The sequence below is a fragment of the Pseudovibrio sp. FO-BEG1 genome, assembly GCF_000236645.1.
Lineage (GTDB): Bacteria > Pseudomonadota > Alphaproteobacteria > Rhizobiales > Stappiaceae > Pseudovibrio.
Window position 1 is genome coordinate 3,164,906 of record NC_016642.1, and the last position, 22,161, is coordinate 3,187,066.

Annotated in this window: 19 protein-coding genes; 11 read left to right on the forward strand and 8 right to left on the reverse strand. The window is 53.4% G+C overall.

Annotated features, from left to right (window positions below; all coding sequences use genetic code 11):
- Positions 1 to 11 precede the first annotated feature (11 nt).
- The 5 genes from PSE_RS14320 to PSE_RS14340 all read left to right on the forward strand — a co-directional run bounded on the left by PSE_RS14320 (position 12) and on the right by PSE_RS14340 (position 5,212).
- On the forward strand, positions 12 to 605 hold the full coding sequence (locus PSE_RS14320) for a polysaccharide biosynthesis/export family protein (RefSeq protein ID WP_208997941.1): 594 nt from the start codon (positions 12 to 14) through the stop codon (positions 603 to 605).
- Positions 606 to 656: 51 nt separating this feature from the next.
- Complete coding sequence (locus tag PSE_RS14325) at positions 657 to 1,964, forward strand: oligosaccharide flippase family protein (protein WP_014285515.1); 1,308 nt, start codon at positions 657 to 659, stop codon at positions 1,962 to 1,964.
- Positions 1,961 to 2,860: an ATP-grasp fold amidoligase family protein gene (locus PSE_RS14330; protein ID WP_014285516.1), complete on the forward strand. Its 900-nt coding sequence runs from the start codon at positions 1,961 to 1,963 to the stop codon at positions 2,858 to 2,860. Before PSE_RS14325 ends, PSE_RS14330 begins: the two co-directional genes overlap by 4 nt.
- A gap of 5 nt (positions 2,861 to 2,865) precedes the next feature.
- The gene (locus PSE_RS14335; RefSeq protein WP_014285517.1) at positions 2,866 to 3,915 is read left to right on the forward strand and encodes an EpsG family protein; all 1,050 of its coding nucleotides are present in this window, start codon (positions 2,866 to 2,868) and stop codon (positions 3,913 to 3,915) included.
- 124 nt (positions 3,916 to 4,039) lie between these two features.
- A complete protein-coding gene (locus PSE_RS14340) occupies positions 4,040 to 5,212 on the forward strand; it encodes an amidohydrolase (protein WP_014285518.1) in 1,173 nt (390 codons plus the stop codon).
- Positions 5,213 to 5,265: 53 nt separating this feature from the next.
- Here PSE_RS14340 and ctlX read toward each other — a convergent pair whose 3' ends face one another.
- Both ctlX and PSE_RS14350 read right to left on the reverse strand, forming a co-directional pair.
- Positions 5,266 to 6,189 carry a citrulline utilization hydrolase CtlX gene (ctlX, locus tag PSE_RS14345; RefSeq protein ID WP_014285519.1) on the reverse strand — a complete coding sequence of 308 codons (924 nt, stop codon included), beginning with the start codon at positions 6,187 to 6,189 and terminating at the stop codon, positions 5,266 to 5,268.
- The gene (locus tag PSE_RS14350) at positions 6,186 to 7,256 is read right to left on the reverse strand and encodes an ornithine cyclodeaminase (protein WP_014285520.1); all 1,071 of its coding nucleotides are present in this window, start codon (positions 7,254 to 7,256) and stop codon (positions 6,186 to 6,188) included. Before PSE_RS14350 ends, ctlX begins: the two co-directional genes overlap by 4 nt.
- A gap of 148 nt (positions 7,257 to 7,404) precedes the next feature.
- Here PSE_RS14350 and PSE_RS14355 point away from each other — a divergent pair, with 148 nt between their 5' ends.
- Complete coding sequence (locus tag PSE_RS14355) at positions 7,405 to 7,851, forward strand: Lrp/AsnC family transcriptional regulator (protein ID WP_075697437.1); 447 nt, start codon at positions 7,405 to 7,407, stop codon at positions 7,849 to 7,851.
- On the opposite strand, the gene PSE_RS14360 is transcribed toward PSE_RS14355, so the two are convergent.
- Complete coding sequence (locus tag PSE_RS14360) at positions 7,848 to 8,735, reverse strand: LysR family transcriptional regulator (protein WP_014285521.1); 888 nt, start codon at positions 8,733 to 8,735, stop codon at positions 7,848 to 7,850. The genes PSE_RS14355 and PSE_RS14360 overlap by 4 nt on opposite strands.
- Before the next feature lie 140 nt (positions 8,736 to 8,875).
- On the opposite strand from PSE_RS14360, the gene dctP reads away from it, so the two are divergent.
- Genes dctP through speB form a run of 4 tightly spaced genes read left to right on the forward strand, consistent with a single transcriptional unit; the run spans position 8,876 to position 12,829 of the window.
- On the forward strand, positions 8,876 to 9,898 hold the full coding sequence (dctP, locus tag PSE_RS14365) for a TRAP transporter substrate-binding protein DctP (protein ID WP_041768521.1): 1,023 nt from the start codon (positions 8,876 to 8,878) through the stop codon (positions 9,896 to 9,898).
- 59 nt (positions 9,899 to 9,957) lie between these two features.
- Positions 9,958 to 10,563 carry a TRAP transporter small permease gene (locus tag PSE_RS14370; RefSeq protein ID WP_008546333.1) on the forward strand — a complete coding sequence of 202 codons (606 nt, stop codon included), beginning with the start codon at positions 9,958 to 9,960 and terminating at the stop codon, positions 10,561 to 10,563.
- Entirely contained in the window at positions 10,560 to 11,840 is a 1,281-nt protein-coding gene (locus tag PSE_RS14375) for a TRAP transporter large permease (RefSeq protein WP_008546870.1), read from the forward strand. Before PSE_RS14370 ends, PSE_RS14375 begins: the two co-directional genes overlap by 4 nt.
- Before the next feature lie 20 nt (positions 11,841 to 11,860).
- Entirely contained in the window at positions 11,861 to 12,829 is a 969-nt protein-coding gene (gene speB / locus PSE_RS14380; protein ID WP_014285523.1) for an agmatinase, read from the forward strand.
- An 86-nt stretch (positions 12,830 to 12,915) separates the two neighbouring features.
- Here the strand turns inward: speB and PSE_RS14385 are convergent, their stop codons facing one another.
- Both PSE_RS14385 and purU read right to left on the reverse strand, forming a co-directional pair.
- On the reverse strand, positions 12,916 to 15,477 hold the full coding sequence (locus tag PSE_RS14385) for an FAD-dependent oxidoreductase (protein WP_014285524.1): 2,562 nt from the start codon (positions 15,475 to 15,477) through the stop codon (positions 12,916 to 12,918).
- Between the two features lie 49 nt (positions 15,478 to 15,526).
- Positions 15,527 to 16,384, reverse strand: a complete 858-nt coding sequence (gene purU, locus PSE_RS14390; RefSeq protein WP_014285525.1) for a formyltetrahydrofolate deformylase — start codon at positions 16,382 to 16,384, stop codon at positions 15,527 to 15,529.
- A gap of 471 nt (positions 16,385 to 16,855) precedes the next feature.
- Here purU and PSE_RS14395 point away from each other — a divergent pair, with 471 nt between their 5' ends.
- A complete protein-coding gene (locus PSE_RS14395; RefSeq protein WP_014285526.1) occupies positions 16,856 to 17,893 on the forward strand; it encodes a GlxA family transcriptional regulator in 1,038 nt (345 codons plus the stop codon).
- A 62-nt stretch (positions 17,894 to 17,955) separates the two neighbouring features.
- Here the strand turns inward: PSE_RS14395 and PSE_RS14400 are convergent, their stop codons facing one another.
- The 3 genes from PSE_RS14400 to PSE_RS14410 form a co-directional block, all read right to left on the reverse strand.
- Entirely contained in the window at positions 17,956 to 19,602 is a 1,647-nt protein-coding gene (locus PSE_RS14400) for a BCCT family transporter (protein ID WP_014285527.1), read from the reverse strand.
- A 132-nt stretch (positions 19,603 to 19,734) separates the two neighbouring features.
- Positions 19,735 to 20,865, reverse strand: a complete 1,131-nt coding sequence (locus tag PSE_RS14405) for a hybrid-cluster NAD(P)-dependent oxidoreductase (RefSeq protein ID WP_014285528.1) — start codon at positions 20,863 to 20,865, stop codon at positions 19,735 to 19,737.
- Positions 20,862 to 22,136: an SRPBCC family protein gene (locus tag PSE_RS14410; protein WP_008547298.1), complete on the reverse strand. Its 1,275-nt coding sequence runs from the start codon at positions 22,134 to 22,136 to the stop codon at positions 20,862 to 20,864. The genes PSE_RS14405 and PSE_RS14410 overlap by 4 nt, the downstream gene beginning before the upstream one ends.
- Between the last annotated feature and the right edge of the window lie 25 nt (positions 22,137 to 22,161).

A 22,161-nucleotide genomic window follows, 5' to 3' on the forward strand; every position in this document is an offset into this window, starting at 1 on the left:
AGGGAAATGGCGTGAAGCAAAGATGGCTCAATGGCTTAACAAGCCTCTTTATCCTCGGTCTCTTGCAGGGCTGCGCTTCAGGTGAGTTTGCAGGACAGGAAGCGCAAAACCAGATAACGTCTGACCGTATCTTTTCTCAGCCCGAAGCTTATCGCCTTGGCCCCAGTGACAAGCTACGCGTTATGGTGTTTGGAGAGCCGGACCTGTCAGGTGAGTTCGTGGTTGATGATCAGGGTAAACTCGACTTGCCACTCATCGGCGACATTTCGGCCAACAACAGCAGCGTAAAAGAACTTGAGAGCCGTATCGTATCTGCCCTTAAAGATGGGTATCTCAAAGAGCCGCGTGTAAGCTTGGAAGTGCTTAGCTCTCGTCCATTCTTTATCCAGGGTGAGGTGGCCCGCCCGGGTGAATACTCCTACAAAAATGGATTGACCCTGCAAGATGCTATTGCTGTTGCAGGCGGTTATTCCTACCGCGCAAACACATCGAGTATTTTCATCCGTCCGGTAGGGAGTAACTATGAGGTCCCTGTAAACCTCACCGGTGCTCGCCTTTACCTGCGTCCGGGCGATAGCATCCGCATTCCTGAAAGATACTTCTAGATCCGTGCAAGCTTCAATGAACAATCAGAAAAGCCGTAAAAGGACGCATCTATGATCTCGCGCCTGCTAAGACATGCAGCTGGCATTAAGGTACTCGTTCTTAAAGGAACCGAGGCACTGGCAGGTGCGGCCATGACGATCTATCTGGCGCGCATTCTTGGGCCCGCAGAGTTTGGCGTGTTTGCCTTTGGCTTGGCTACAATCATGCTGCTGGCGATTCCGATCAAGAATGGCGCTTCCACATTGATCACCAAACACGTGGCGATCGCTCGAGAAGGTAATGGTGCCGAGCAAGCCTCACCACTCCTAAAGACAGGCATACGCCTATCATTGATCTACGCATCTGCAATCATCATGGCTCTTTGGGGTGTCGTGATGATGAGCGATAGCGAGAACGTGTTTATTGCGAGCGTTGCGGTATTCTCTCTGGTGCTGCCATTCCTGTGCGTGACAGGCCTGATGGAAGGTGTTTTACGCGGTAGTTTTCGTCCAAATGCTGCCATCCTAGTCGGCACTGTTCTCGTGCCGCTCTTGGTCCTTGGTGTTGCGTTCCTTTTAACAGAGCAGATGCGCAATCAGGGATGGGCCTACGCTGTACACCTTTACATCGGAGCCGGTGCAGCAATCACTGTTTTGAGCATCGCACTCGCATGGCCTTACCTTCGCTCACTGTTCTCACAACACGACAGTTCATCAATGAATGGCACCGAATGGCTCAGCCTTGTCGCACCATTCGCCATTGTGACTGGACTTTTGATCTTCAACCGGCAAATAGACACCATCCTTCTGGGAACACTTGCTGGCGAAAAAGAAGCCGGTATCTACCGCATAGCAGCTCAAGCCTCTGTGCTCGTCACATTTGGAATGCAGGCTATTGGCCATCTGTATGCACCATACCTCGCAACAGCAGATAAAACCGCAGCGTCATCCAAAATCTCAGGTTACTTGCGCAAAAGCGTATTGTTCTCAGTCGCATTTGGCGGGCTTGCATTGATCACGCTGGCGCTGTGGGGGGATGAGGTTATCAGGCTATTGGCTGGTCCTGAATATCTGGAAGCCTACCCGGTCATGCTCGTCCTATGCACCGCTAATCTTGCCGTCGCTGTAAATGGTGCAACCATGCAGGCGCTTTACATGCAGGGCCATCAGAAACGAACGGCCTGGATCTTCTTTGCTGCCGGTGTCCTATCAGTTGTCGCAAATGCTTCACTGATTCCGTACCTGGGAATCAACGGTGCTGCAATTGCAACCTCAACCGCCATTGTCACGTGGTCCCTCGGGCTCCGCTGGTTAGCCTGCGATGTCTGGCAACTATCCTTTCTTACACTTTCACCACGCCTTCAGGAGCAAAAACCATGAAGTTACAAAACTTCCTCCCAACCGGACATTTCTGGGACAACGCTCTGTCAATTCTAAATGCACGCAAGCGTTTGGGATATTTTCCAAACCCACGTAATCCGCGTAGCTTCAACGAGCACATCCTCGCGCAGAAATGGGCGTTCAAAGGTGATCTGTCATTGGCAAGTCGGGTAACCGATAAAGCCGAAGTAAAAAACTGGCTGACTGAAATCGGTATGGAGCACTTGATTGTTCCAACTCTGGGTGTCTTCGAAAATACGTGGGAAATAGACGCATTCCACTTTGCAGGAGAACTGATTGCCAAGTCCACTCATGGAAGCGGTAAAGCAGTGATCCGGACTGCTCAAAATGGCAGAGCGTTCTCCATGGAAGATATGGAAGTCTTTCGCACGTGGTTCACCGAAGATTACTACAAGCGAAGCCGCGAGCCGAACTACAAAGGTCTACGCAAACGCATTATTGTAGAACCAGTATTGCGTGATGAGACAGGTGGTCTACCCAAAGACTACAAGTTCTTCTGTGCAGATGGGGAACCATTCGTGATCCAGGTCGATCATGGCCGTCACACGCGTCACACCCGTCAGCTCTATGATGCTAATTGGCAGCTACTTCCATACTCAACCATTTATGAGCGTGATCCAGCTCCAATGCCAAGACCAGCTTTGCTGGATGAAGCGTTGGCAACAGCTCGCCAGCTGTCAAAAGGTTTCGGATTTGTCCGTGTTGATTTTTACTTCATTCCATCAGGTCTCAAACTGGGTGAAATGACGTTCTTTCCTGAAAATGGAGCAGGGCGGTTCTGTCCAGCAGAGGGCGATCTGCAAATGGGCCTGCAGTTCGTGAAAGCGAGCCAAACTGGAGACATGCATACAGGATCATTAGAGCAAAGGGCCTAGTACCTATGTGGCCGTATGTCATCATCAGTGGGGTTGTTTACTCTGGCAGCATTCTCTCAGTTCTTGACAGGCGTACGTCTGTCCTGAGCTGGACTGTGCTTGCATCCTTTGCCATCGCACTAAGTGCCTTCATCGGTTTTCGTTTTGAAGTTGGAAAAGACTGGATCCAGTACAATTACATCTTCAAGCTGATAACCGAGCTGCCCTTTGTCGAAGCAATGGACTTCACTGATGTTGGCTACAGTTTTGTAAACTGGCTTGCCTTTCAATTAGGCTTTGGTATCTCAGCGGTCTTTTTCTTTTGCGCAGTCGTTCTTGTTGTCGGGCTGATGATGTTTGCTGCGCTAACACCTTATCCCTGGCTGGCCATGGCCATTGCGATGCCCCATATCGTAACGATCATGGCCATGGATCACATACGGCAAACAACGACGCTCGGCTTCATCTTGATTGGTCTTGCTCTTCTGGCTCGTGACCGGGTTTGGGCGTTTATGGGTTGCATCGTGTTAGGCGCTCTGTTCCATCGCACTGGCATCATGTGTCTCGTTTTTGGATTGTTTCTTGTCCAAAAAAATCGGTTGCTGCTTTATCCAGCCGTGCTTGGCATCAGCGCTATCCTCATGAAGTTCCTGCTGGCAGATCAGATAGGGGTTTATTTCCTGCGCTATGTCGAAACTTCAGCAGGCTCTAGAGGGGCGTTGATCCGGCTGCTTCTGAATGCTCTGCCAGCGGTAGGTTTCCTGATCTATGGAAAGTACGCAAATCTTCCCGAAAAACTGGATAAGGTGATGCGCGCCATGGCATGGTCCGCTGTGATCTCCCTTATGGTGCTGCCACTGCTCCCCTCTGCCGTCATCATTGACCGCATTGGCAAGTACTTCCTCCCGGTTCAAATTCTGTTCTTCCCACTCCTCGTATCTCTGCTCCATGGATACGCACTTCGCTTTATCGCGACATCACTGCTGTGCGCCTATTTGTTCCTCACGCAGTTTTATTGGCTCTATACAAGTGAACTGGCGGACTACTGGGTGCCCTATAAAATGACACAGTTTTGAGGACGGCTCCGAAACCAACAAATAACCCGGCCCAAACCGGCAAAATCTGTTGCGTCGTAGGTGAGGTGATATAGGTTTCCTCAAAACACTTTGAGCAGACGCTCGGGTTCGGGGAGGATGTTTTATGTTGGATGCGGCTGTTAAGGCTCTGACGGACGAGCAGCTGGAGGAGCTTACGAAGGTTCGCCAGACTCTGCACATGTCGCCGGAAGCTTCTGGGGAAGAAGAGCAGACGGCGCGGTTTGTGGTGGAGCAGCTGAAAGAGATTGGTGCGGACCGTGTTGTCAGCGGGATTGGCGGCTTTGGTGTTATTGCCGAATACCAAGGGGCTGCAGACGGGCCAACGGTAATGATCCGGTGTGAGCTGGATGGTCTGCCTATTGAGGAAATCTCTGAGGTTTCTTATCGCTCACAAGTTCCGGGTAGGGGCCATCTATGCGGGCATGACGGGCATATGGTGATGGTACTGGGCGTTGCGCATATGCTGGCAAAGCATACGCCGCAAAAGGGCCGTGTACTGCTCATGTTCCAGCCTGCGGAAGAAACCGGGTCAGGTGCGCCAGCTGTCATTGCGGATCCAAAGTTCGCTGAGTTCCGCCCTGATTTTGCATTCTCATTACATAACCTGCCGGGACGCCCGATGGGAGAGCTGAGCATATGTCGGGAATATGCCAACTGTGCATCTCGCGGCATGCAGATCAACCTGCGTGGCAAGAGCTCTCACGCGGCAGCTCCGGAAGATGGCCTGTCTCCAGGTACTGCAATGGCAACACTCATGGGAGAGTTGGCTGCACTAGGTGCTGGCGGAGAGATGAATGATCAGTTTGCGCTCAGCACCTTAACCCATGCCCGTTTGGGAGAGCCGACGTTTGGCATTGCGCCGGGCTTTGGCGAGCTGCGCGTCACGCTGCGCTCCATCAGTGATGCTTTGATGGATGATATGGTCGCGCGGGCAGAGCAAGCTGTTGCAAGTGCAACGAAAGAGCTGGAAGTCTCTATCTCCTGGCACGATATCTTCCTGGCTTGCGTCAACCATCCAGAGAGTCGTGATCACATCATTAAAGCAGCAAGGCACAATGGTGCGGCGCTGAAGGAACTGGACTTGCCAATGCGATGGTCAGAAGATTTTGGTCGGTTCGGATTGGATGGAGCCAAATCAGCTATGTTCTTTTTAGGCTCAGGCGAAAACCAACCTCAGCTGCATAATCCGGACTATGACTTCCCAGATGAGCTAATCCCAATAGGTACAGCAATGTTCACCACATTGATCGACCAGCTGCTTGGGTTAAATGATTGATCATTAAAACTCATGCCCGCCGAGATTGAGCGCGGCGGGCATGAAAATTCATATCAGTGGCGCGGTGACAAGTGCAGTCCCGCAATCGTGCAGCGCACGGAACCTCCAGCCAGTTCCAGTGTCGGAATAGCTAGCGGCAGCAATGTCGCAGAAGCTGAAATTCGTTCCCGCTGTTCTTCCGTCAACACATCATAAGCTGTCTGCGAAAGCGCAAGCAGCGGGCCGTCTTTGCCCATCAGTTCGATTGCGTTGCCTGCAAAGGAAGACACCTGCGCATTGCTCAGTTCAATCACGTCCCGTCCAGTCGATTGCAGACGGGAGATCACTTCAGCACGCCGTGCAGTGTCGGTGATCATCTCGGTCCCGATCAACGCAAAGTTGGTTCCAACGCACATCAAAACATTGGTGTGGTAGATGGAGGTGCCTTTGTCGTCTTCCGCCGCGAACACCATTGGCTCGAAGTTGAAGTGCGTACAAAAGCGCTCCAGTGCAATCGGGTTGGTCCGGTCACTCTCAACCGCATAGGCCACACGGTCGATATGGTCGAGCACCATGGCGCCCGTGCCTTCCAGGAAAAGGCCATCCTGCTCAAGGCCGGAGTAATCAATCACATCCTGTACACGGTAGTTGCTCTTGAGCATCTCAAGAATGTCCTGACGACGCTCAAGGCGGCGGTTTTCTGCCTTCATCGGGAAGATGGCCACATGACCGCCCGCATGGGTAGAAAACCAGTTGTTTGGGAAAACGCAATCCGGGAGCCCCGGATTGTCGCCCTCAAACACATGCACCCGAACCCCATGAGCTTCCAATTGTGCAATCATAGCAGAATGCTCATCGTAAGCTTGCTTAGCATGGTCCGCATCTGTCGTGATCTCAGCCTGAAAGGCGTTGTCAGCAGCAGTTTCAGCGTTAACTGAGAAGTGATGGGGCCGAACCATCACAACGGCACCCGGGGCCTGAACTGAGGTCCGGTTCATGCAGTCTCTCCACCTTCAGGATTGGCGCGCATCACCATCCCAAAGAGGTCGCGTGGATCATCCGGATCTGCCAGCATGTCCAGATCATGATAAAGGCCAGTGCCTTCCAGCTGATCGCGAACGTAACGCAGAGCGGAGAAGTCTTCTGTCGCAAAGCCAACGCCATCAAACAGAGTAATCTGACGGTCGCTGGTGCGGCCTTCTGCCTGTCCGGTGATAACCTTCCACATTTCAGTAACCGGGAAGTCTTCAGGCATCTGCTGAATTTCACCTTCAACGCGGGTCTGCGGTGGATACTCAACAAACACGTCAGAGCGGGAGAGGATGCCGCTTGCTAGCTCGGTTTTGCCCGGGCAGTCGCCACCAATCGCGTTGATGTGTACACCAGTGCCGACCATATTGTCGGAAAGAACGGTCGCGTTCTGCTTGTCAGCCGTACAAGTGGTGATGATCTGCGCGCCAAGAGCAGCTTCCTCCGGGCTCTTGCATGGCTGCAAGGTCAAACCACGACCTTCCAGATTGCGCATCAACTTTTCCGTCGCCTTCGGATCGATGTCATAAAGGCGCAAGGTTTTGATGCCGCAGATTTCCTTCATGGCCAGCGCCTGAAACTCGGACTGGGCTCCGTTGCCGATCATGGCCATGGTGTGGGCATCCTTGGGAGCCAGATGCTTGGCCACAACGGCAGAAGTTGCAGCAGTACGCAGAGCGGTCAGCACGGTCATCTCGGTCAGCAGCACCGGGTAGCCGGTGTAAACATCAGCCAGAAGACCAAAGGCAGTCACAGTCTGCAGACCTTCCTTGGTGTTCTTTGGGTGGCCGTTCACATACTTGAAGCCGTAGGTCACGCCATCAGAGGTCGGCATCAGTTCAATAACGCCTTCCTTGGAGTGGGAGGCCACGCGAGGGGTCTTGTCAAACAGCTCCCAGCGACGGAAGTCCTCTTCCACATACTCGGCAATGCCGGAGAGCATGGTTTCAACGCCAATGCGGTGAACCAGTTTCATCATGTTGTCGACGCTGACGAATGGAACGAATGCACGTTCTGACGGGGCAGGGGGTGACATGAGCTTTCCTCAAGTAATTACAGTTTCCCTAGTATCAACTGTACAAATTGCAAAAAACATATCAATCTTGCTAAGTATGCAAGATAGTTTTTGACAGATTGCTATGTGATTTTTATATTATTGTTAAATCCATGGGTTGAGGCGGGGCATGAAGCAAAACCAGATTGCGAAACACATATATGACGACCTTGACAGACAACTGATCGGCCTGTTGCGTCAGGACGGGCGTGCTCCGGTTTCAAAACTATCTCAGATTATGGGAGTCTCAAGGGCGACCGTGCAGGCACGTATGGATCGTCTTCTGGAGACGGGAGCACTTCTTGGGTTTACTGCCCGAGTACGTGAAGATTATGACAGCGGCGAAATCAGAGCGGTCATGATGATCGAGGTGATGGGGCGCAACACCTCGCAAGTTATTCAAAAGCTTCGCGGATTGCCGGAGCTTCAGGTGCTGCACACCACAAGTGGAAAGTGGGATCTGGTCACAGACATACGTGTCGAAAACCTCTCAGAATTTGACCGCGTGTTGCGAGAGGTGCGCCTGATTGAAGGTGTCATGAACAGCGAAACCAGCATCCTCCTCTCAAGCGTTTAAATCACTCTGTCCTGCAGCAAGGCCTTGATGAACCACTCCACGGCCTGTCTGTGAGACTGGGATTTACGAGAGGCTACGTAAAATTCAGAGGTCCACGTCAGGTTAGGGTGCTCCAGCAAACGCATATTGCTGGTTTCAACCCACTGCGTAGCATAATGATCTGGCAAAACGCCCAGAAACTTACCGCTCAGAATAAGCGCAGCGGCAGCTTCCATGTTGGTCACTATTGCCTTTGGCTCAGGTGTTTTGGCATCGCGCGCGACAATCATATCATAGGAGCGCTGGCACACAGCGTGATTGCTCAGGATCTCCGGTGAGATCTCGTCCTTGCCCGCGTCAAACAGCTCATGCTCGCGACCACAATAAAGAAAGTGGTTCTCGCTGCAGACCTTGATGTACTCCAGCTCATCTCGCTTTCGTTTAAAGGGCGCCAACGCAATATGAAGGCTGCCGGTGATCAGGCCTTCTTTCAGATCATTGGGAGAGGCAACGACGATCTCCAGATTGACGTCGTTTTCCTTTGAAAAGAACCGCTGCAGTGCAGGCACAAGCGGAAAGCCCGGCAGGCTGATCACCGTATCCACGATGCCAATGCGCAACTGCCCGGTGATGGTTCCGCGCAGCTCCAGAAGCTCTGCATCAAAGTCCTCAACCATCCGGATGATTTCGCAGGCTTTTTCATAGGCGATTTTGCCGCGCTCGGTCAGTTGAAAGCCGCTGCGCCCACGCTCACACACGCGATATCCCAGCGCAATTTCCAGATCTCGGATCCGGCAACTGATGGCAGATTGAGAGATTCCCAACCGGAACTGAGCCTCTGAAAAACCACCACATTCCACCACAGCACAAAATGCTTCCAGGAGGTTGTTTCTGAGAAGTTTCATCTAATGTTCTTTCTGTTCTCAGATAATTTAATTACATTGATATATTTCATGTAAACATAACTTATTTGATATTTTTTCTCAGTTCAACATCGAGTGTGCTGGTGGCGAGGAAGGAAGAGCGAGTTCTGTGGGAGGATCAAATGAGCTCAATTCTTAAGTCGCTAAAAGCAATGACTGCTGCAATGGTTCTGAGTGCTGCACCGCTCAGCGCCCATGCGGAAGACTGGAAGTTCGCTATTGAGGAAATTCCAGGCTCCATCATGGATGCGTATGCGCAGGAGTTTAAAAAACGTATTGAAGCCAAAACCAACGGGGATGTGACCATCACAATCTTCCCGATGGGCACACTTGGCACACCAACAGACACGGTTGAACAGGCAACGGACGGGCTGATCCAGTTCACCAATGTTTCCATCGGCAATCTGGGTACCATTGTCCCGGAAAGTCAGATATTCCTGCTGCCTTATCTGTTCCCCTCTGATGCCAAGGCAGTCTCTGACATTCTGAACAACTCCAAGACCATCTACGGTGATCTGAATGATGATTTCCGAAAGCGTGGTCTGGAAGTGCTGACCATGTACTCCGAAGGACCGCAGGTCTGGACGACAAACAAAGAAATCAGAAACCCGGATGATTTCTCCAACTTCAAGATGCGTGTGATGGTCTCTCCAATCTTGCTGGAGACCTACAAGAACATGGGCGCTAGCCCGACACCGCTGCCATTTGGCGAAGTGTTTGGCGCATTGCAGCTCGGTGCCGTTGATGGACAGGTCAACCCGGTCCCAACCATCGAGGAAATGAAGTTCTATGAAGTAACCGATTACCTCATCTGGGCAGGTGAGCAAGAGCTGGTGACCACAGTTGTTGCCGGTACAGACTGGTTCGACACACTCTCACCAGATCGTCAGAAACTGGTCCGGGAAACCATGGCCAGCATGTCCGGGTTTATCGATGGTGTTGTCACAGACTTCAACCAGAAGCGCCTCGATATCATCAAGTCCAGCAAGCCGGATATCAATCTCGTTGTTCTGTCAGAAGAAGAGCGTGATGTCTTCCGCGCCCGCAGCGAAGCAACCGAAAGCGCCTATGTGGAAGCAGCTGGAGATCGCGGCAAAGTACTGCTCGACGCTCTGAGAACTGAGATCGCGTCAACTCATCAATAAAGGAATACCCACACTCCAGCCGGTGGCATGGGGTGTGGGCTCACTGGAGGAGGGAACCGATGGAACCCCGTTCTGTCCCCTTTAAGCTCCTCGGGAAAGTTGACGGCATAATCTGCAAGATTGAGGTCTTCATCCTCAGTTGGGGCATCATCGCCATGGCCGTAAACACCATCGCGAATGTGTTCGGGCGTTATGTCTTTCATCAGTCGATCTACTTTTCAGAGGAACTCAACGAGTTCTTGATCGTCATCATCACGTTCATGGGACTGGGTTATGCCACGCGAAAGGGCATCCACATTCGCATGTCCGCCATCTACGACGCATTGCCGAAAAAGATGCGCAAGATTCTGATGATTCTGATCACAATCATGACCGCAACAATGATGGCCATCCTCACATGGTACGCCGTTGAATATGTTGCCAAAGTCGCCAGTCGTGGCCGGGTCACACCAGCGCTGCAGGTGCCGCTTTATCTCACCTACATCTGGGTGGTGATCGGCCTCGCTTTGGCAACCCTGCAATATCTCCTGACAGCCCTACGCAACCTCAATCTGGCTGAGGAGGAGATCTACGTCTCCTATCTGGAAGTGGACAGCTACGAAGACCCGGAAACAGCCGCTGCTGTGGCGCGCTTCGTGGAAAAAGAAGAGGGGGCTGCAAAATGACAGAACTCATGCTCACGGTCATGATCGCCCTGCTGCTCTTCGGCTTTCCCATGAAGATGCCGCTGATCTCGGCGGCGTTCATCGGCTTTCTGATCTACTTTCCAAACTTCAGTCCGCAAATCCTGATCCAGCAGATGATCGGCGGCGTCAAGCCATCCGCCTTGGTCGCCGTGCCCATGTTCATTCTGGCAGCAGATGTGATCACACGAGGTCATTCAGCCGATCGCCTGATTGATGTGGTGATGCGGTTCATGGGGCATATCAAAGGCGGTCTGGCCATCTCAGTCACCAGCGCTTGCGCGTTGTTCGGGGCGGTCTGCGGCTCAACACAGGCCACCGTAGTGGCGGTTGGTGGCGCCATGCGTCCACGCATGCTCAAGTCCGGCTATTCAGACAGCTTCACCATCGGCCTCATCGTCAACGCCGCTGATCTGGCCTACCTGATCCCACCATCCATCGGCATGATCATTTACGGCGTTGTCTCAGGCACCTCGATCTCTCAGCTCTTCATCGCGGGAATTGTACCAGGACTGATCATCGTGGCGTTCTTCTCCGCCTACTGCATGTGGCATGCCTATAAGCACGACATTCCGGTGCTGGAACGCTCAGACTGGGGCGAGCGACTTACGGCTGTCAGACGTGCCGTCTGGCCCATGGGCTTCCCGGTCATCATCGTTGGCGGCATCTATGGCGGTGTCTTCTCACCAACAGAAGCTGCGGCCATCTGTGTGCTCTATGCGGTTGTTCTGGAAGCGTTGATCTTCAGATCCATCCGCCTGAGGGACCTGCCGGATATCGCGCTTTCAACGGGCGCAATCACCTCTGTGGTGTTCATCCTGATCGCGGCTGGCGCGGCGTTCTCATGGACCCTGTCTTTTGCGCAGGTGCCACAAACCATCATCAGCTCACTGGGCCTCAACGAAGCCGGTCCAATGCTCACGCTGACGGCGATCATTCTGGCCTTTTTCATCGGCTGTATGTTTGTCGATTCAATCGTGGTGATTTTGATCCTGGTGCCAATCTTCGCACCGCTCATCAAATCCACAGGGTTGGATCCGGTTCTGGTCGGTGTTCTCATTACATTGCAGGTCGCCATTGGGGCAGCCACACCGCCATTCGGCTGCAACCTGTTCACGGCCATAGCTGTGTTCCGCAGACCCTTCGTGGATGTTGTGCGCGGCGTACCGCCGTTCCTGCTGATCCTACTGCTGACCACGGCACTGGTGATGGCGTTCCCACAAATTGCGTTGTTCCTCCCGGAACTCGCCTACAGATAATCAAGTAACGGAGAAAAAATATGTCTGAACATGGATATGCGTCCGGGCGTTTGAACCTGCCATTTGTCGGCATCTCAACCTTTGGCAAAAAAGAATACGTATGGGATTGGGATGCCATTGATGCAGATGTTGCAGTCCTGGGCGCACCATTTGATTTCGGTGCCCAGTGGCGCTCCGGTGCTCGTTTTGGCCCACGTGCTGTCCGCGAAGCATCCACGCTGTTTTCCTTCGGTCACGCGGGGGCTTACGACCATGAGGATGATGCAACCTATCTGGGCGGGGATGTCCGTATCGTTGACATCGGAGATGCAGATATCATTCATACGAAAACGGAGGAAAGCCACGCAAACATTCAGGTGGGCGTAAAGAAAATCCTGGATGCCGGCGCGCTGCCTGTGGTGATCGGTGGTGATCACTCCATCAACATCCCATGTATTCGTGCGTTTGAGGAAGACTGTGCCAAGAATGGTCCAATCCACGTCATTCAGATCGATGCACATTTGGACTTCGTGGATGAGCGCCACGGCGTGACTGAGGGCCACGGCAACCCGATGCGCCGCGCGATTGAGAAAGACTACGTTTCCGGCATGACCCAGCTTGGTATCCGCAACGTGTCCTCAACCGCCAAAGAAGGCTACGACGATGCTCGCGCAAGAGGCTCTGACATCCTGTCCGTCCGTCAGGTGCGTGAACTGGGTACGGAAGCTGTACTCAGCCGCATTCCGGAAGGCGCACGTTATTACGTGACCATTGATATCGACGCTTTCTGCCCATCCATCGCATCCGGCACCGGCACCCCAAGCCATGGCGGCTTCCAGTACTACGATGTTCTGGAAATCCTGCAGGGCCTCAGCAAACGCGGCGATGTGGTCGGTATGGACCTGGTGGAAGTAGCCCCAGCATATGACCCATCTGATTCAACCCAGATCCTCGCCGCCCAACTCCTCCTCAACTTTATCGGCTTCATCTTCCATAACAAGAAGAGCTGATTGAGCTGAAAGCACTTAAACCAAAAGAAATCCCGGGTCACAGCCCGGGATTTTTGTTTTGAGGCGTTGGAGTTGAGAACCGCAAATCAGCTCCGCGGTTTCAGGTTCTCCGGGTCATACAGCGGAGCGTAGCCGATGCCGACAACTTCTACCGGATAGACCTCGTCGAAGTAAGAAACTTCAAGCTTACGGCCTTCCTTGCAGTACTCTTTGGGCAGGTAGGCCAGCGCGATGTTTTTGCCGACGCTCGGGCCATAGGCGATAGAGGTTGTATAGGAGCGCCGCCCCAGTTCATCCATCAGGGTTTCACCCGTCTCAGGATGCATGACAGGCAGATTGCCAACCGGGAAGCGGGCCACTCCATCCTTGTCGATGTTGTTTGTCATCACCAAAGTGCAGAGCATCGCTGGCTGAGCCTCACGAGCACGATACACAACATGCTTCTCCTTGCCCCGGAAATCTGCGGCCTTCACCTTCGGACGGGCCAGATCAGCTTCAAACAGATTGTACTGTGTATGCAAATCAGCATTTTGCAGGCGCAGGGATTTTTCAAGACGGCGCGAGTTTGCGTAGGTCTCAACACCAACCGCGATCACTCCAATCTCACGAAGGGCATCCCAAACGGCAAGGCCGTCTTCATAGCGCATATGCAGCTCCCAGCCTTGCTCCCCCACATAGGAGATGCGGAAGGCAGAAACCGTTTTGCCTGCAATAGTAATCTCTCGGATAGCTGCAAACGGGAAGTTCTCCACGCTCAAAGCGTCAGGATCATCAACCACCTTCTGCAGGTTCTCACGGGCATTCGGGCCCCAAATGCCAATGGTGGTGTAGTCCTCAGTCACATCGGTGATGGTCACGTCCCAGCCGTTGTCATCCGCAACGCGCTGCATGTAAACAAGATCACGTGGCCCTGCATCAGCGCCATTCACCAGTCTGCAGCGATCTTCCATGCGGAACAGAGTAAAGTCTGCACGCACATTGCCATCATCATCCAGCATATGTGTGTAAATGCCTTTGCCGATGTTGTTGTCACCGCCAATCTTGGCCGCACATAACCACTCCATAAGCGTGATATGGTCCGGGCCGGAAATATCCGTGATGTGGAAGTGCGAAAGGTTGATGATGCCGCAATCCTCACTCATCTCCAGATGCTCAGCATTGGAAACCCGCCAGAAATGTCGGTTGTCCCACTCGTTCTCGCGCTCAGGCACTCGGTTGCCGTGCTTGACCAGCAAATGCTCGTTGGCCGCATACCCATGGGCACGTTCCCAACCGCCAAGTTCCATGAAGTATCCGCCCAGCTCAACCTCACGCTCATAAAACGGCGAGCGCCGGATGCCGCGCGCATTGGCAAACGGTTCACGCGGATGAACCGGCGGGTTGTAGATCTTCTTCGCTGTTTCCCAGCAGCGATCATGAATGTACTGCTCGTTCAGCTGGAATTCGTTGAACCGGGAAAAATCAACGGAGTTGTGGTCGATATGGGTCTTGCCGTAGGTCATCCAGTCGGCAATCAGCTTGCCCATGCCCGGACCATCTTTGATCCAGATGCCAACCGCATACCAAAGCCCGCGCAGCTTGCGGCTTTCACCCATGGACGGGCCACCATCAATAGACGTTTGCAACAGACCGTTGAAAGAATGGCTTTCGTTGAACCCCAGCTCTGCCAGAACCGGTGTCAGCTCCATGGCTTTCTCAAGCGGTTCAATCACGTCTTCGAGCACCAGATCTCGCTGAGATGGCGATAGACGGGCCTGATCTTTCTCCAAAATCTCACGTGGGTGCACAAGGCGAGGGTTCTCTTCGTAATAATAGCCCCATTCGATCTGGCCACCCTCAGTGCTCTTCGGATCGCCTGTATCACGCATATAGGCTGAGTTACCCTGATCTCTCAAAAGCGGCATGCCGATCTCGGCGCCGGTGCCTTCAAACTCGTTGTAAGGGCCGAAAAAGGTGAGGGGGTGATCCACTGGCATAACGGGCAGGTCTTCGCCTGCCATCTCCGCAATCAGGCGGCCCCACAGCCCCGCACACACCACCACATGATCTGCATGGATCGTACCACGCTCTGTCACCACGCCGGTGATACGGCCATCTTCTGTCACCAGTTCAAGCGCGGAGGTGTTTGCGAAAATCTTCAAGTTGCCGCTGTCAACGCCCTGATCAATCAGCTTACCCGCTACGGTCTGCGAGCGCGGTACCACAAGGCCCGCATCTGGATCCCACATAGCACCCTGGATCTGATCTTCTTCCAGAAGCGGAAACTTCTCTTTTGCTTCTGCTGCGCTGATGATCTTTACATTGGTGCCAAACGCCTTGCCAGAATCCACGCGCCGCTTCAGCTCTGCCATGCGTTCGTCATCGCCCACACGGGCTACTTCCAGACCGCCGATGCGCGCGTAATGGCCCATCTTCTCGTAAAAATCCATGGAATACATGGTGGTCCAACAGGTCAGTAGATCGTGGCTGGTGGCATAGCAAAAGTCAGAGGCGTGCGCCGTGGACCCGATATCTGTCGGAATGCCAGACTTGTCGATGCCGACAATGTCGTCCCAGCCGTTCTCAATGAGGTGATGAATGACCGAGGCTCCAACAATGCCGCCAGCGCCAACAATCACAACTTTCGCTTTGCTTGGAAATGCGGACATGATCTCGATCCTTTACTTCAGTAGAGCACTCGCTGGTGTGGGGGAGCATTTATGAGGTGAAGACGACGGTGCTGTTTTCGTTGAGCATGACACGGCCTTCCAGATGGTATTTGACCGCCCGGGCCAGCACGCGCGATTCAATATCGCGGCCCGTTGCCACGAAATCCTCGGCTGTCATACCGTGGTTCACACGCTCGGTTTCCTGCTCAATGATCGGCCCTTCATCCAGATCCGGCGTCACATAATGCGCCGTCGCGCCGATCAGCTTCACACCGCGGTCATGGGCCTGATGGTAGGGCTTTGCGCCTTTGAAGCTTGGCAGGAACGAGTGGTGAATGTTGATGATCATGCCGAAGAATTTGCTCGACATTTCATCGGTCAGCACCTGCATGTAACGCGCCAGAACCACAAGCTCAGCATTGGTGCTTTCAATCAGTTCCGATAGCTTGGCTTCTTGTTCAAGCTTGTTCTGCTTGGTGATCGGCCAGTGATGGAACGGAATACCTTCGTGATCTGCAACACCCTGACTATCCGCATGGTTGGAGACGATTGCCACAACCTCCGCATCCAGCCAGCCCACTTTGATCTGATAGAGCAGATGCAGCAGCGCATGATCAAATCTGGAGACCATGATGATGATCTTGGGTCGCCGTGAGAAATCCTCCACCTTCAGCCGCATCTTGAATCGATCGACCGCAGGTGACATGGCCAGCTCCAGCGCGGCCTTGTCGATGTTTTCAGGCACACGCACGGCTACGCGCAGGAAAAACTGGTTGGTCTTGCGATCACAGAACTGGTTCGCTTCAACAATATTCGCGCCGCGCGACGCCAAAGCAGAGGTCACTGTCGAAACAATGCCCGGCTGATCAACACAGGTGAAGCGGAGGATGAAGGTGGTCTCACTCACTGGAATTGTCTCTCCCAATCAAATTCCCAAATGAAACAAGGCGTTTTGCAGCGACCTTGGCATCATCAAACCATCAATTTGGCGAGATTTACCGCCCGGAAATAGGAGATTTGCGTCACAATGGGATTACCCAGACGACATTTGCCGGCCCCAACACTCCCGAGCTCACGCCTGATCAATTTTCACGGCAAAGCAAATTCATTGCATAGCCAACCAGACTCAAATTAAGTATAAATACTGCATGACTTAGATGCGTTTGCTGCATCTCTTCTCATTGGCAGGTCCACGATCAAACAGGCCACCAACGGGAAGGGGAATGACAAGTGCAGATCAAGTCGAGATGGTCAGAGCAACAGGATATTTGTGCCACTGAAGACAGGTGGAAACTGACCGGGATCGCATGGACCCGGAGCGCGAACGCCAATGGAGACATGGGCTGAGACCGCTCCGCATTTTGGGAGAGCATCTTGTATGACACAAGCGACCTCGCAATCGACCACCGCGCTTCGCAAACCTGTTGCCAGGCAGGAGAAAACCCGCTTGTCCGTGGGCTTCATCCTCGCTAAACGCTTCACCCTCTGCGCCTTTGCCAACTTCGTGGATGTGCTGCGCCTTGCCGCTGATGAAGGTGATCGCAGCCGCCCGATCCTGTGCAACTGGACGGTTCTCTCCGACACCATGGACCCGATCCCGTCAAGCAGCGGCATCTCCGTGCATCCAAAAGAACGGCTGGGTGATCCGCGTAGGTTCAACTATATCGTTGTCGTTGGTGGTCTCATTGAAGACGGCACAGATCTGAGCGCGGGTTATCAGAACTTCTTGCAGGAAGCCGCCGCCGCCGGAGTGCCACTCGTGGGCGTTTGCACTGGCGCATTCCTTCTGCACCGCGCCGGATTGCTGGATGGGTACCGCAGCTGCGTCAGCTGGTTCAGCCACTCCGATTTCAAAGAGCAATTTGATGGGCTGGATCCGGTCACTGATCAGATTTTTGTCGTCGACAGAGATCGTCTCACCTGTGCTGGCGGCGTCAGCTCTGCCCATCTGGCCGCCTATCTGGTGGACAAGCACGTGGGCACGGCACATGCCAACAAAAGCCTGCACATCATGATCATTGATGATGCCCATCAGGCGGAAAAGCCTCAACCGGGCATCCCGTTGGATCTGAAAACCCAAAACCCCATCGTGCAACGTGCGCTGCACATCATGCAGCAGAACATCGACGCTCCGATCTCCATTCAGGAAATCGCGCAGCGCATGGGCAAGAGCAAGCGGCAGATTGAACGTTACTTCCGCCTGTCTCTGGAAACATCCCCACAAGTCGCGTTCCTCAACATCCGTCTGGATCTCGCCCGACATCTCATACTCACCAGCCAGAAGTCTGTTGCGCAAATTGCGGTCGACTGTGGGTTCTGCGATTCATCTCATCTCAGCCGCATGTTCCGCCGCCGGTATGGGTGCACGCCACAAGTCTTGCGCGGCCTGCCAGCGCCTCAAGAACAGGTTGCCTGACACAAAAAATGCCGCCGAGGCTTAAACCTCAGCGGCATTTTCATTCGCAATATTAGTCAGCTTTATCGTGGTTCGTTCGCCAGACCACGCCAAATCGCAACGCACATGATAAGCAGCACGATCGTGAACGGCAGACCAGTTGAAATCACCATGGATTGCAGCGACTTCAGACCACCTGCAGAAAGCAGCAGCACAATCGCGATCAGGCCTTCAAACAGACACCAGAACACACGCTGTGGTGCAGGCGCATCCACTTTACCGCCAGCTGCGATAGTGTCGATCACCAGTGAGCCGGAATCGGAGGAGGTGACGAAGAACACGATCACCAGAACGATACCGACAAAGCTTGTGATGGTTGCCCATGGCATAGCGTCCAGCATGGTGAACAGCTGAACCGGCAGAGCAGCCTGCTGAACTGCAGTGTAGCCGTCATTGACGATCTGGCTGATCGCAGCGCCGCCAAAGATAGACATCCAGAGCACGCACACCAGTGACGGGATCAGCAACACGCTGACAAGGAACTCACGGACCGTACGCCCACGGCTCACGCGTGCAATGAACATGCCCACAAACGGCGACCAGGAGATCCACCAGGCCCAGTAGAATGAGGTCCAGCCTTGCATGAAGTTTACATCTTCACGGCCCACCGGACTGGAAAGCGCAGGCAGATACTGCAGGTAAGCGCCGAGGTAGTTCAGAACATCCGGCAGCAGGATCATGCTTGGGCCAGCAATAACAACGAACATGACCAGCAGAACGGCAAGGCCCATGTTGATCTCAGAAAGCAGCTTCACACCTGCTTCCAGCCCGCGCACAACAGAAACCAGAGCAACAGCGGTGATGCCGGTAATCAGAATAACCTGCCAAGTGCTGTCAATCGGCATACCAAACAGCTTGTTAAAGCCGGAGTTTGCCTGCACGGCACCAAGGCCGAGAGAGGTTGCCAGACCGAACAGGGTCGCGAACACTGCCAGAATATCAATGATGTGACCCGGCCAGCCCCACACACGCTCACCGAAGATCGGATAAAAAGCAGAACGGATGGTGAGCGGCAGACCTCTGTTATAACTGAAGAACGCAAGGCTCAAACCAACCACAGCGTAGATCGCCCATGGGTGCAGACCCCAGTGGAAGATGGAGGCCGCCATGCCCAGACGGATCGCTTCTTCCTGCGTCGCCGCAGCCCCAAGCGGTGCCCAGTCTGTGCGCACGCCATCAGCCCCAACAGCGGTGCCTCCAAGGGCGGAGGAGAAGTGACTGATCGGCTCAGAAACGCCGTAGAACATCAGGCCGATGCCCATACCAGCGGCAAACAGCATGGAAAACCAGCTCATATAGCTGAAATCAGGGGTCGCTTCCTTACCGCCAAGGCGGATCTTGCCATAAGGGCTGACCACGAGAACCAGACACAGAATAACGAAGATATCGGCGGCGCCGATGAAGAACCAGTCAAAGCCTTTGGTCACTGTCGAAAACAGCAGGCTGAAAACGGAGTTTGCCTGTTCTGGCAAAAAGAGGGTGTAAGCAACAAAAGCAACAACAGTCAGCGCTGAGATCGCAAATACCGGATTGTGAATGTCAAAGCCGATTGGCCCAAGTTTTCCTTCAATATTATCTTGGCCAAGACTGTAATCCGAGTCTGCCAGTTCGTCCGATGGACTATCTAAAACCCCCGCTGGGGGGCGGTCGGAATTGCGTAAATCAGTCATGCAGCTTCTCCTGTGTTGGACCTTCTATTTTGTGGTCAGGAGAGATCCTTTGGCTGGACCTTTCTTATCGTTCTTGTTGATCGGATACCCGTTTTTTGTGTTTGTTTTCAATGGTTGGGGGAGCGTTTAACACTAAAGTTCAACTTCAATGTCAGAAAGTGGTGTCGTGCAGCAGATCAAGATTTTGCCCTGATCGATCTCCCGTTTGCGAATGCCGCCGCCATGCTGCATGTCGGTTTCACCCGAAACGAGTTGAGATTTACATGTCCCGCAAATGCCGCGTTGGCAGGACGCCATCGGCAAGATACCAGCCTCGCGGGCCGCAGAAAGGATCGTCATACCCGGACCGCATTCCACCACATGACCGGTCTTGGTGAAGCTGATGCGGTAGGTCTGATCGCTGATCTCTGGTGCGGCAACCTGATCTTCAAACGTGCCAGCTGTTTCCGCACCAAAGTCGAAGCTTTCTTCATGGTAGTTAGCCATGTCGAAGCCTGCTTCCAGCAGCATGTTCTGCACGCCTTCCATAAAGCGGGCAGGGCCACAGCACAGGATCTTCCTGTCCTTGAAGTCCGGTGACATCAGCGAAAGCATCTGCAGGCTCAAGCGTCCCTCGAAACCGCTCCAGCTGTTATGGCCGGATGTGGTGCTGCACGTGAAAGACAGCTTGAAAGCCGGGTTTTGCGCTGCCAACAACTCCAGCTCATCCTTAAAGATGATATCTGCCGGAGTGCGTGCTGCATGAATAAAATGCAGATCAGTCGGCGCACAAAGATCACAGGCCGTGCGCGTCATGGACATCATCGGTGTAATGCCACTGCCAGCCGAAATGAAAAGCAGCTTCTCTTCCTGCGTCGCATCCGTGGTGAACTCGCCAGCAGGACCGGTTACATTTACTTCCTTGCCCGGCACCATATTGTCCAGCAGCCAGTTGGACCCCGGACCTCCCGGCACCCGTTTGACTGTGATTTCAATGCGGTAAGGCCGCGCAGCACTGGCTGAAATCGTATAGCTGCGCATGATCATGCCTTCGACAGGAAGTTCAAAGGTCATGTGCTGGCCAGGATAAAACCTGAAAACACGGGGCTCACGTGCCGAAAACAGGAATGTCTTCACATCATGCGTTTCCTGCCGAACCTGCCGACAGACCAGAACATCATCCACCTCCGGATCCCACATGGGGATCCGGGTTGCTTCGGTGAAGTGCTCTTCATCGTAGTCCGTGACGGTCTTCAGATCATCAAAAGTTACATTCTGGGTCATGCATCCGCCATTTCAATTGTATCGGCAGGCATGTGCGCTTTATGACGCTCAATGTACCATTCACACAGCGCTTCCACATGAGGCTCCGTGTACTCAGAATAAGGGCCTTGCTCATAAGCCGGGTCTTCACTGCCCAGCTGTGCCAACCGCACAAGATCAGCATCCTGTTGGTTGGTCATCATCCAGACCTGTTTCAGATTATCGAGATTGTAATCCTCTCCCTCAATCGCATCCTTGTGCACCAGCCACGTGGTCCGCACCAGCGTGCGATCCGGCGACAGCGGGAAGGACGCAAACGTCACGATGTGATCGCTCATGAAATGGTGCCATGAGTTGGGGTTGTGCCAGAAGCTCAAGCCCCCAAGTTTGGCGTCTTTGAAATCACCAAGCAGCTTTTTACAGGCAATCTTGGTGTCTAGGGTATGAGACTCGCCTTCGCCCATCAACGGCAAGCGAATACAGCGGAAGCTGGTCGTGTTGGAAAGCTTGTCCACCTCAGCAGAAGGTAGGCCTGCAGCTTCCCAACGCTTATGCTCGCTCTCAAGCAGAGACAGGTACTTGTTGACGTCCGCAGTGCGCCGCTCATCCATCTCATCAGGCGAGAAGCCAAAGCCGAACTCGGAAAGCGGCACGGTCAGCTGCGGATGCGTACCTTCGCAGTGATAGCACTCGCGGTTGTTCTCAAGCGTCAGCTTCCAGTTGCCTTCCTCAACAAGATCAGCGGTGTAAGCCACCTTACAGTTGGCAATATCATGAGGCGCAATATATCGCTCCATGGTCTGCGCCATCTCTTCGATGTCTTCCGGCGGGTTCTTGGCAAGGCAGATGAAGAGCAGACCAGCAATGGAACGGACATGAACGGTCTTCAGACCATGACAGGTCTTGTCAAAGTCCTTGCCCATATGCTCGGCCAGAATGAGCTCACCATCCTCGTTATAGGTCCAGCCATGATAGCGACACACGATGTTGCCGATGGTCGCTTCAGGCTCATCAATGAGCTTCGCGCCGCGGTGTCGGCAGATATTGTGAAAACCACGGATCTCCATGTCATCACCGCGCAAAAGCAAAACAGATGTCTTGCCAATCTCGACGGTGATGCAATCACCTGGTTCGGGAAGTTGAGGTTCAACAGCCACGAAAATCCAGTGCTTGCGAAAAAACACTTCCATGTCCAGATCAAGAATGTCGGGAGCACTGTAGAAGGGGGCTCTGAGGCTTTTGCCCTTTTCGCGGTGAGCTATAAGATCTTTGATATAAGACGGAACGCTCATGTTCAGATACCTCGGCTAAAAATGG

What these genes read in the sequence shown, in the direction of transcription:
- PSE_RS14325 (WP_014285515.1), top strand. Translation starts at nt 657, where the DNA reads ATGATCTCGCGCCTGCTAAGACATGCAGCTGGCATTAAGGTACTCGTT.
- PSE_RS14330 (WP_014285516.1), top strand. Translation starts at nt 1,961, where the DNA reads ATGAAGTTACAAAACTTCCTCCCAACCGGACATTTCTGGGACAACGCT.
- PSE_RS14335 (WP_014285517.1), top strand. Translation starts at nt 2,866, where the DNA reads ATGTGGCCGTATGTCATCATCAGTGGGGTTGTTTACTCTGGCAGCATT.
- PSE_RS14340 (WP_014285518.1), top strand. Translation starts at nt 4,040, where the DNA reads ATGTTGGATGCGGCTGTTAAGGCTCTGACGGACGAGCAGCTGGAGGAG.
- ctlX (WP_014285519.1), bottom strand. Translation starts at nt 6,189, where the DNA reads ATGAACCGGACCTCAGTTCAGGCCCCGGGTGCCGTTGTGATGGTTCGG.
- PSE_RS14350 (WP_014285520.1), bottom strand. Translation starts at nt 7,256, where the DNA reads ATGTCACCCCCTGCCCCGTCAGAACGTGCATTCGTTCCATTCGTCAGC.
- PSE_RS14355 (WP_075697437.1), top strand. Translation starts at nt 7,405, where the DNA reads ATGAAGCAAAACCAGATTGCGAAACACATATATGACGACCTTGACAGA.
- PSE_RS14360 (WP_014285521.1), bottom strand. Translation starts at nt 8,735, where the DNA reads ATGAAACTTCTCAGAAACAACCTCCTGGAAGCATTTTGTGCTGTGGTG.
- dctP (WP_041768521.1), top strand. Translation starts at nt 8,876, where the DNA reads ATGAGCTCAATTCTTAAGTCGCTAAAAGCAATGACTGCTGCAATGGTT.
- PSE_RS14370 (WP_008546333.1), top strand. Translation starts at nt 9,958, where the DNA reads ATGGAACCCCGTTCTGTCCCCTTTAAGCTCCTCGGGAAAGTTGACGGC.
- PSE_RS14375 (WP_008546870.1), top strand. Translation starts at nt 10,560, where the DNA reads ATGACAGAACTCATGCTCACGGTCATGATCGCCCTGCTGCTCTTCGGC.
- speB (WP_014285523.1), top strand. Translation starts at nt 11,861, where the DNA reads ATGTCTGAACATGGATATGCGTCCGGGCGTTTGAACCTGCCATTTGTC.
- PSE_RS14385 (WP_014285524.1), bottom strand. Translation starts at nt 15,477, where the DNA reads ATGTCCGCATTTCCAAGCAAAGCGAAAGTTGTGATTGTTGGCGCTGGC.
- PSE_RS14395 (WP_014285526.1), top strand. Translation starts at nt 16,856, where the DNA reads ATGACACAAGCGACCTCGCAATCGACCACCGCGCTTCGCAAACCTGTT.
- PSE_RS14400 (WP_014285527.1), bottom strand. Translation starts at nt 19,602, where the DNA reads ATGACTGATTTACGCAATTCCGACCGCCCCCCAGCGGGGGTTTTAGAT.
- PSE_RS14405 (WP_014285528.1), bottom strand. Translation starts at nt 20,865, where the DNA reads ATGACCCAGAATGTAACTTTTGATGATCTGAAGACCGTCACGGACTAC.
- PSE_RS14410 (WP_008547298.1), bottom strand. Translation starts at nt 22,136, where the DNA reads ATGAGCGTTCCGTCTTATATCAAAGATCTTATAGCTCACCGCGAAAAG.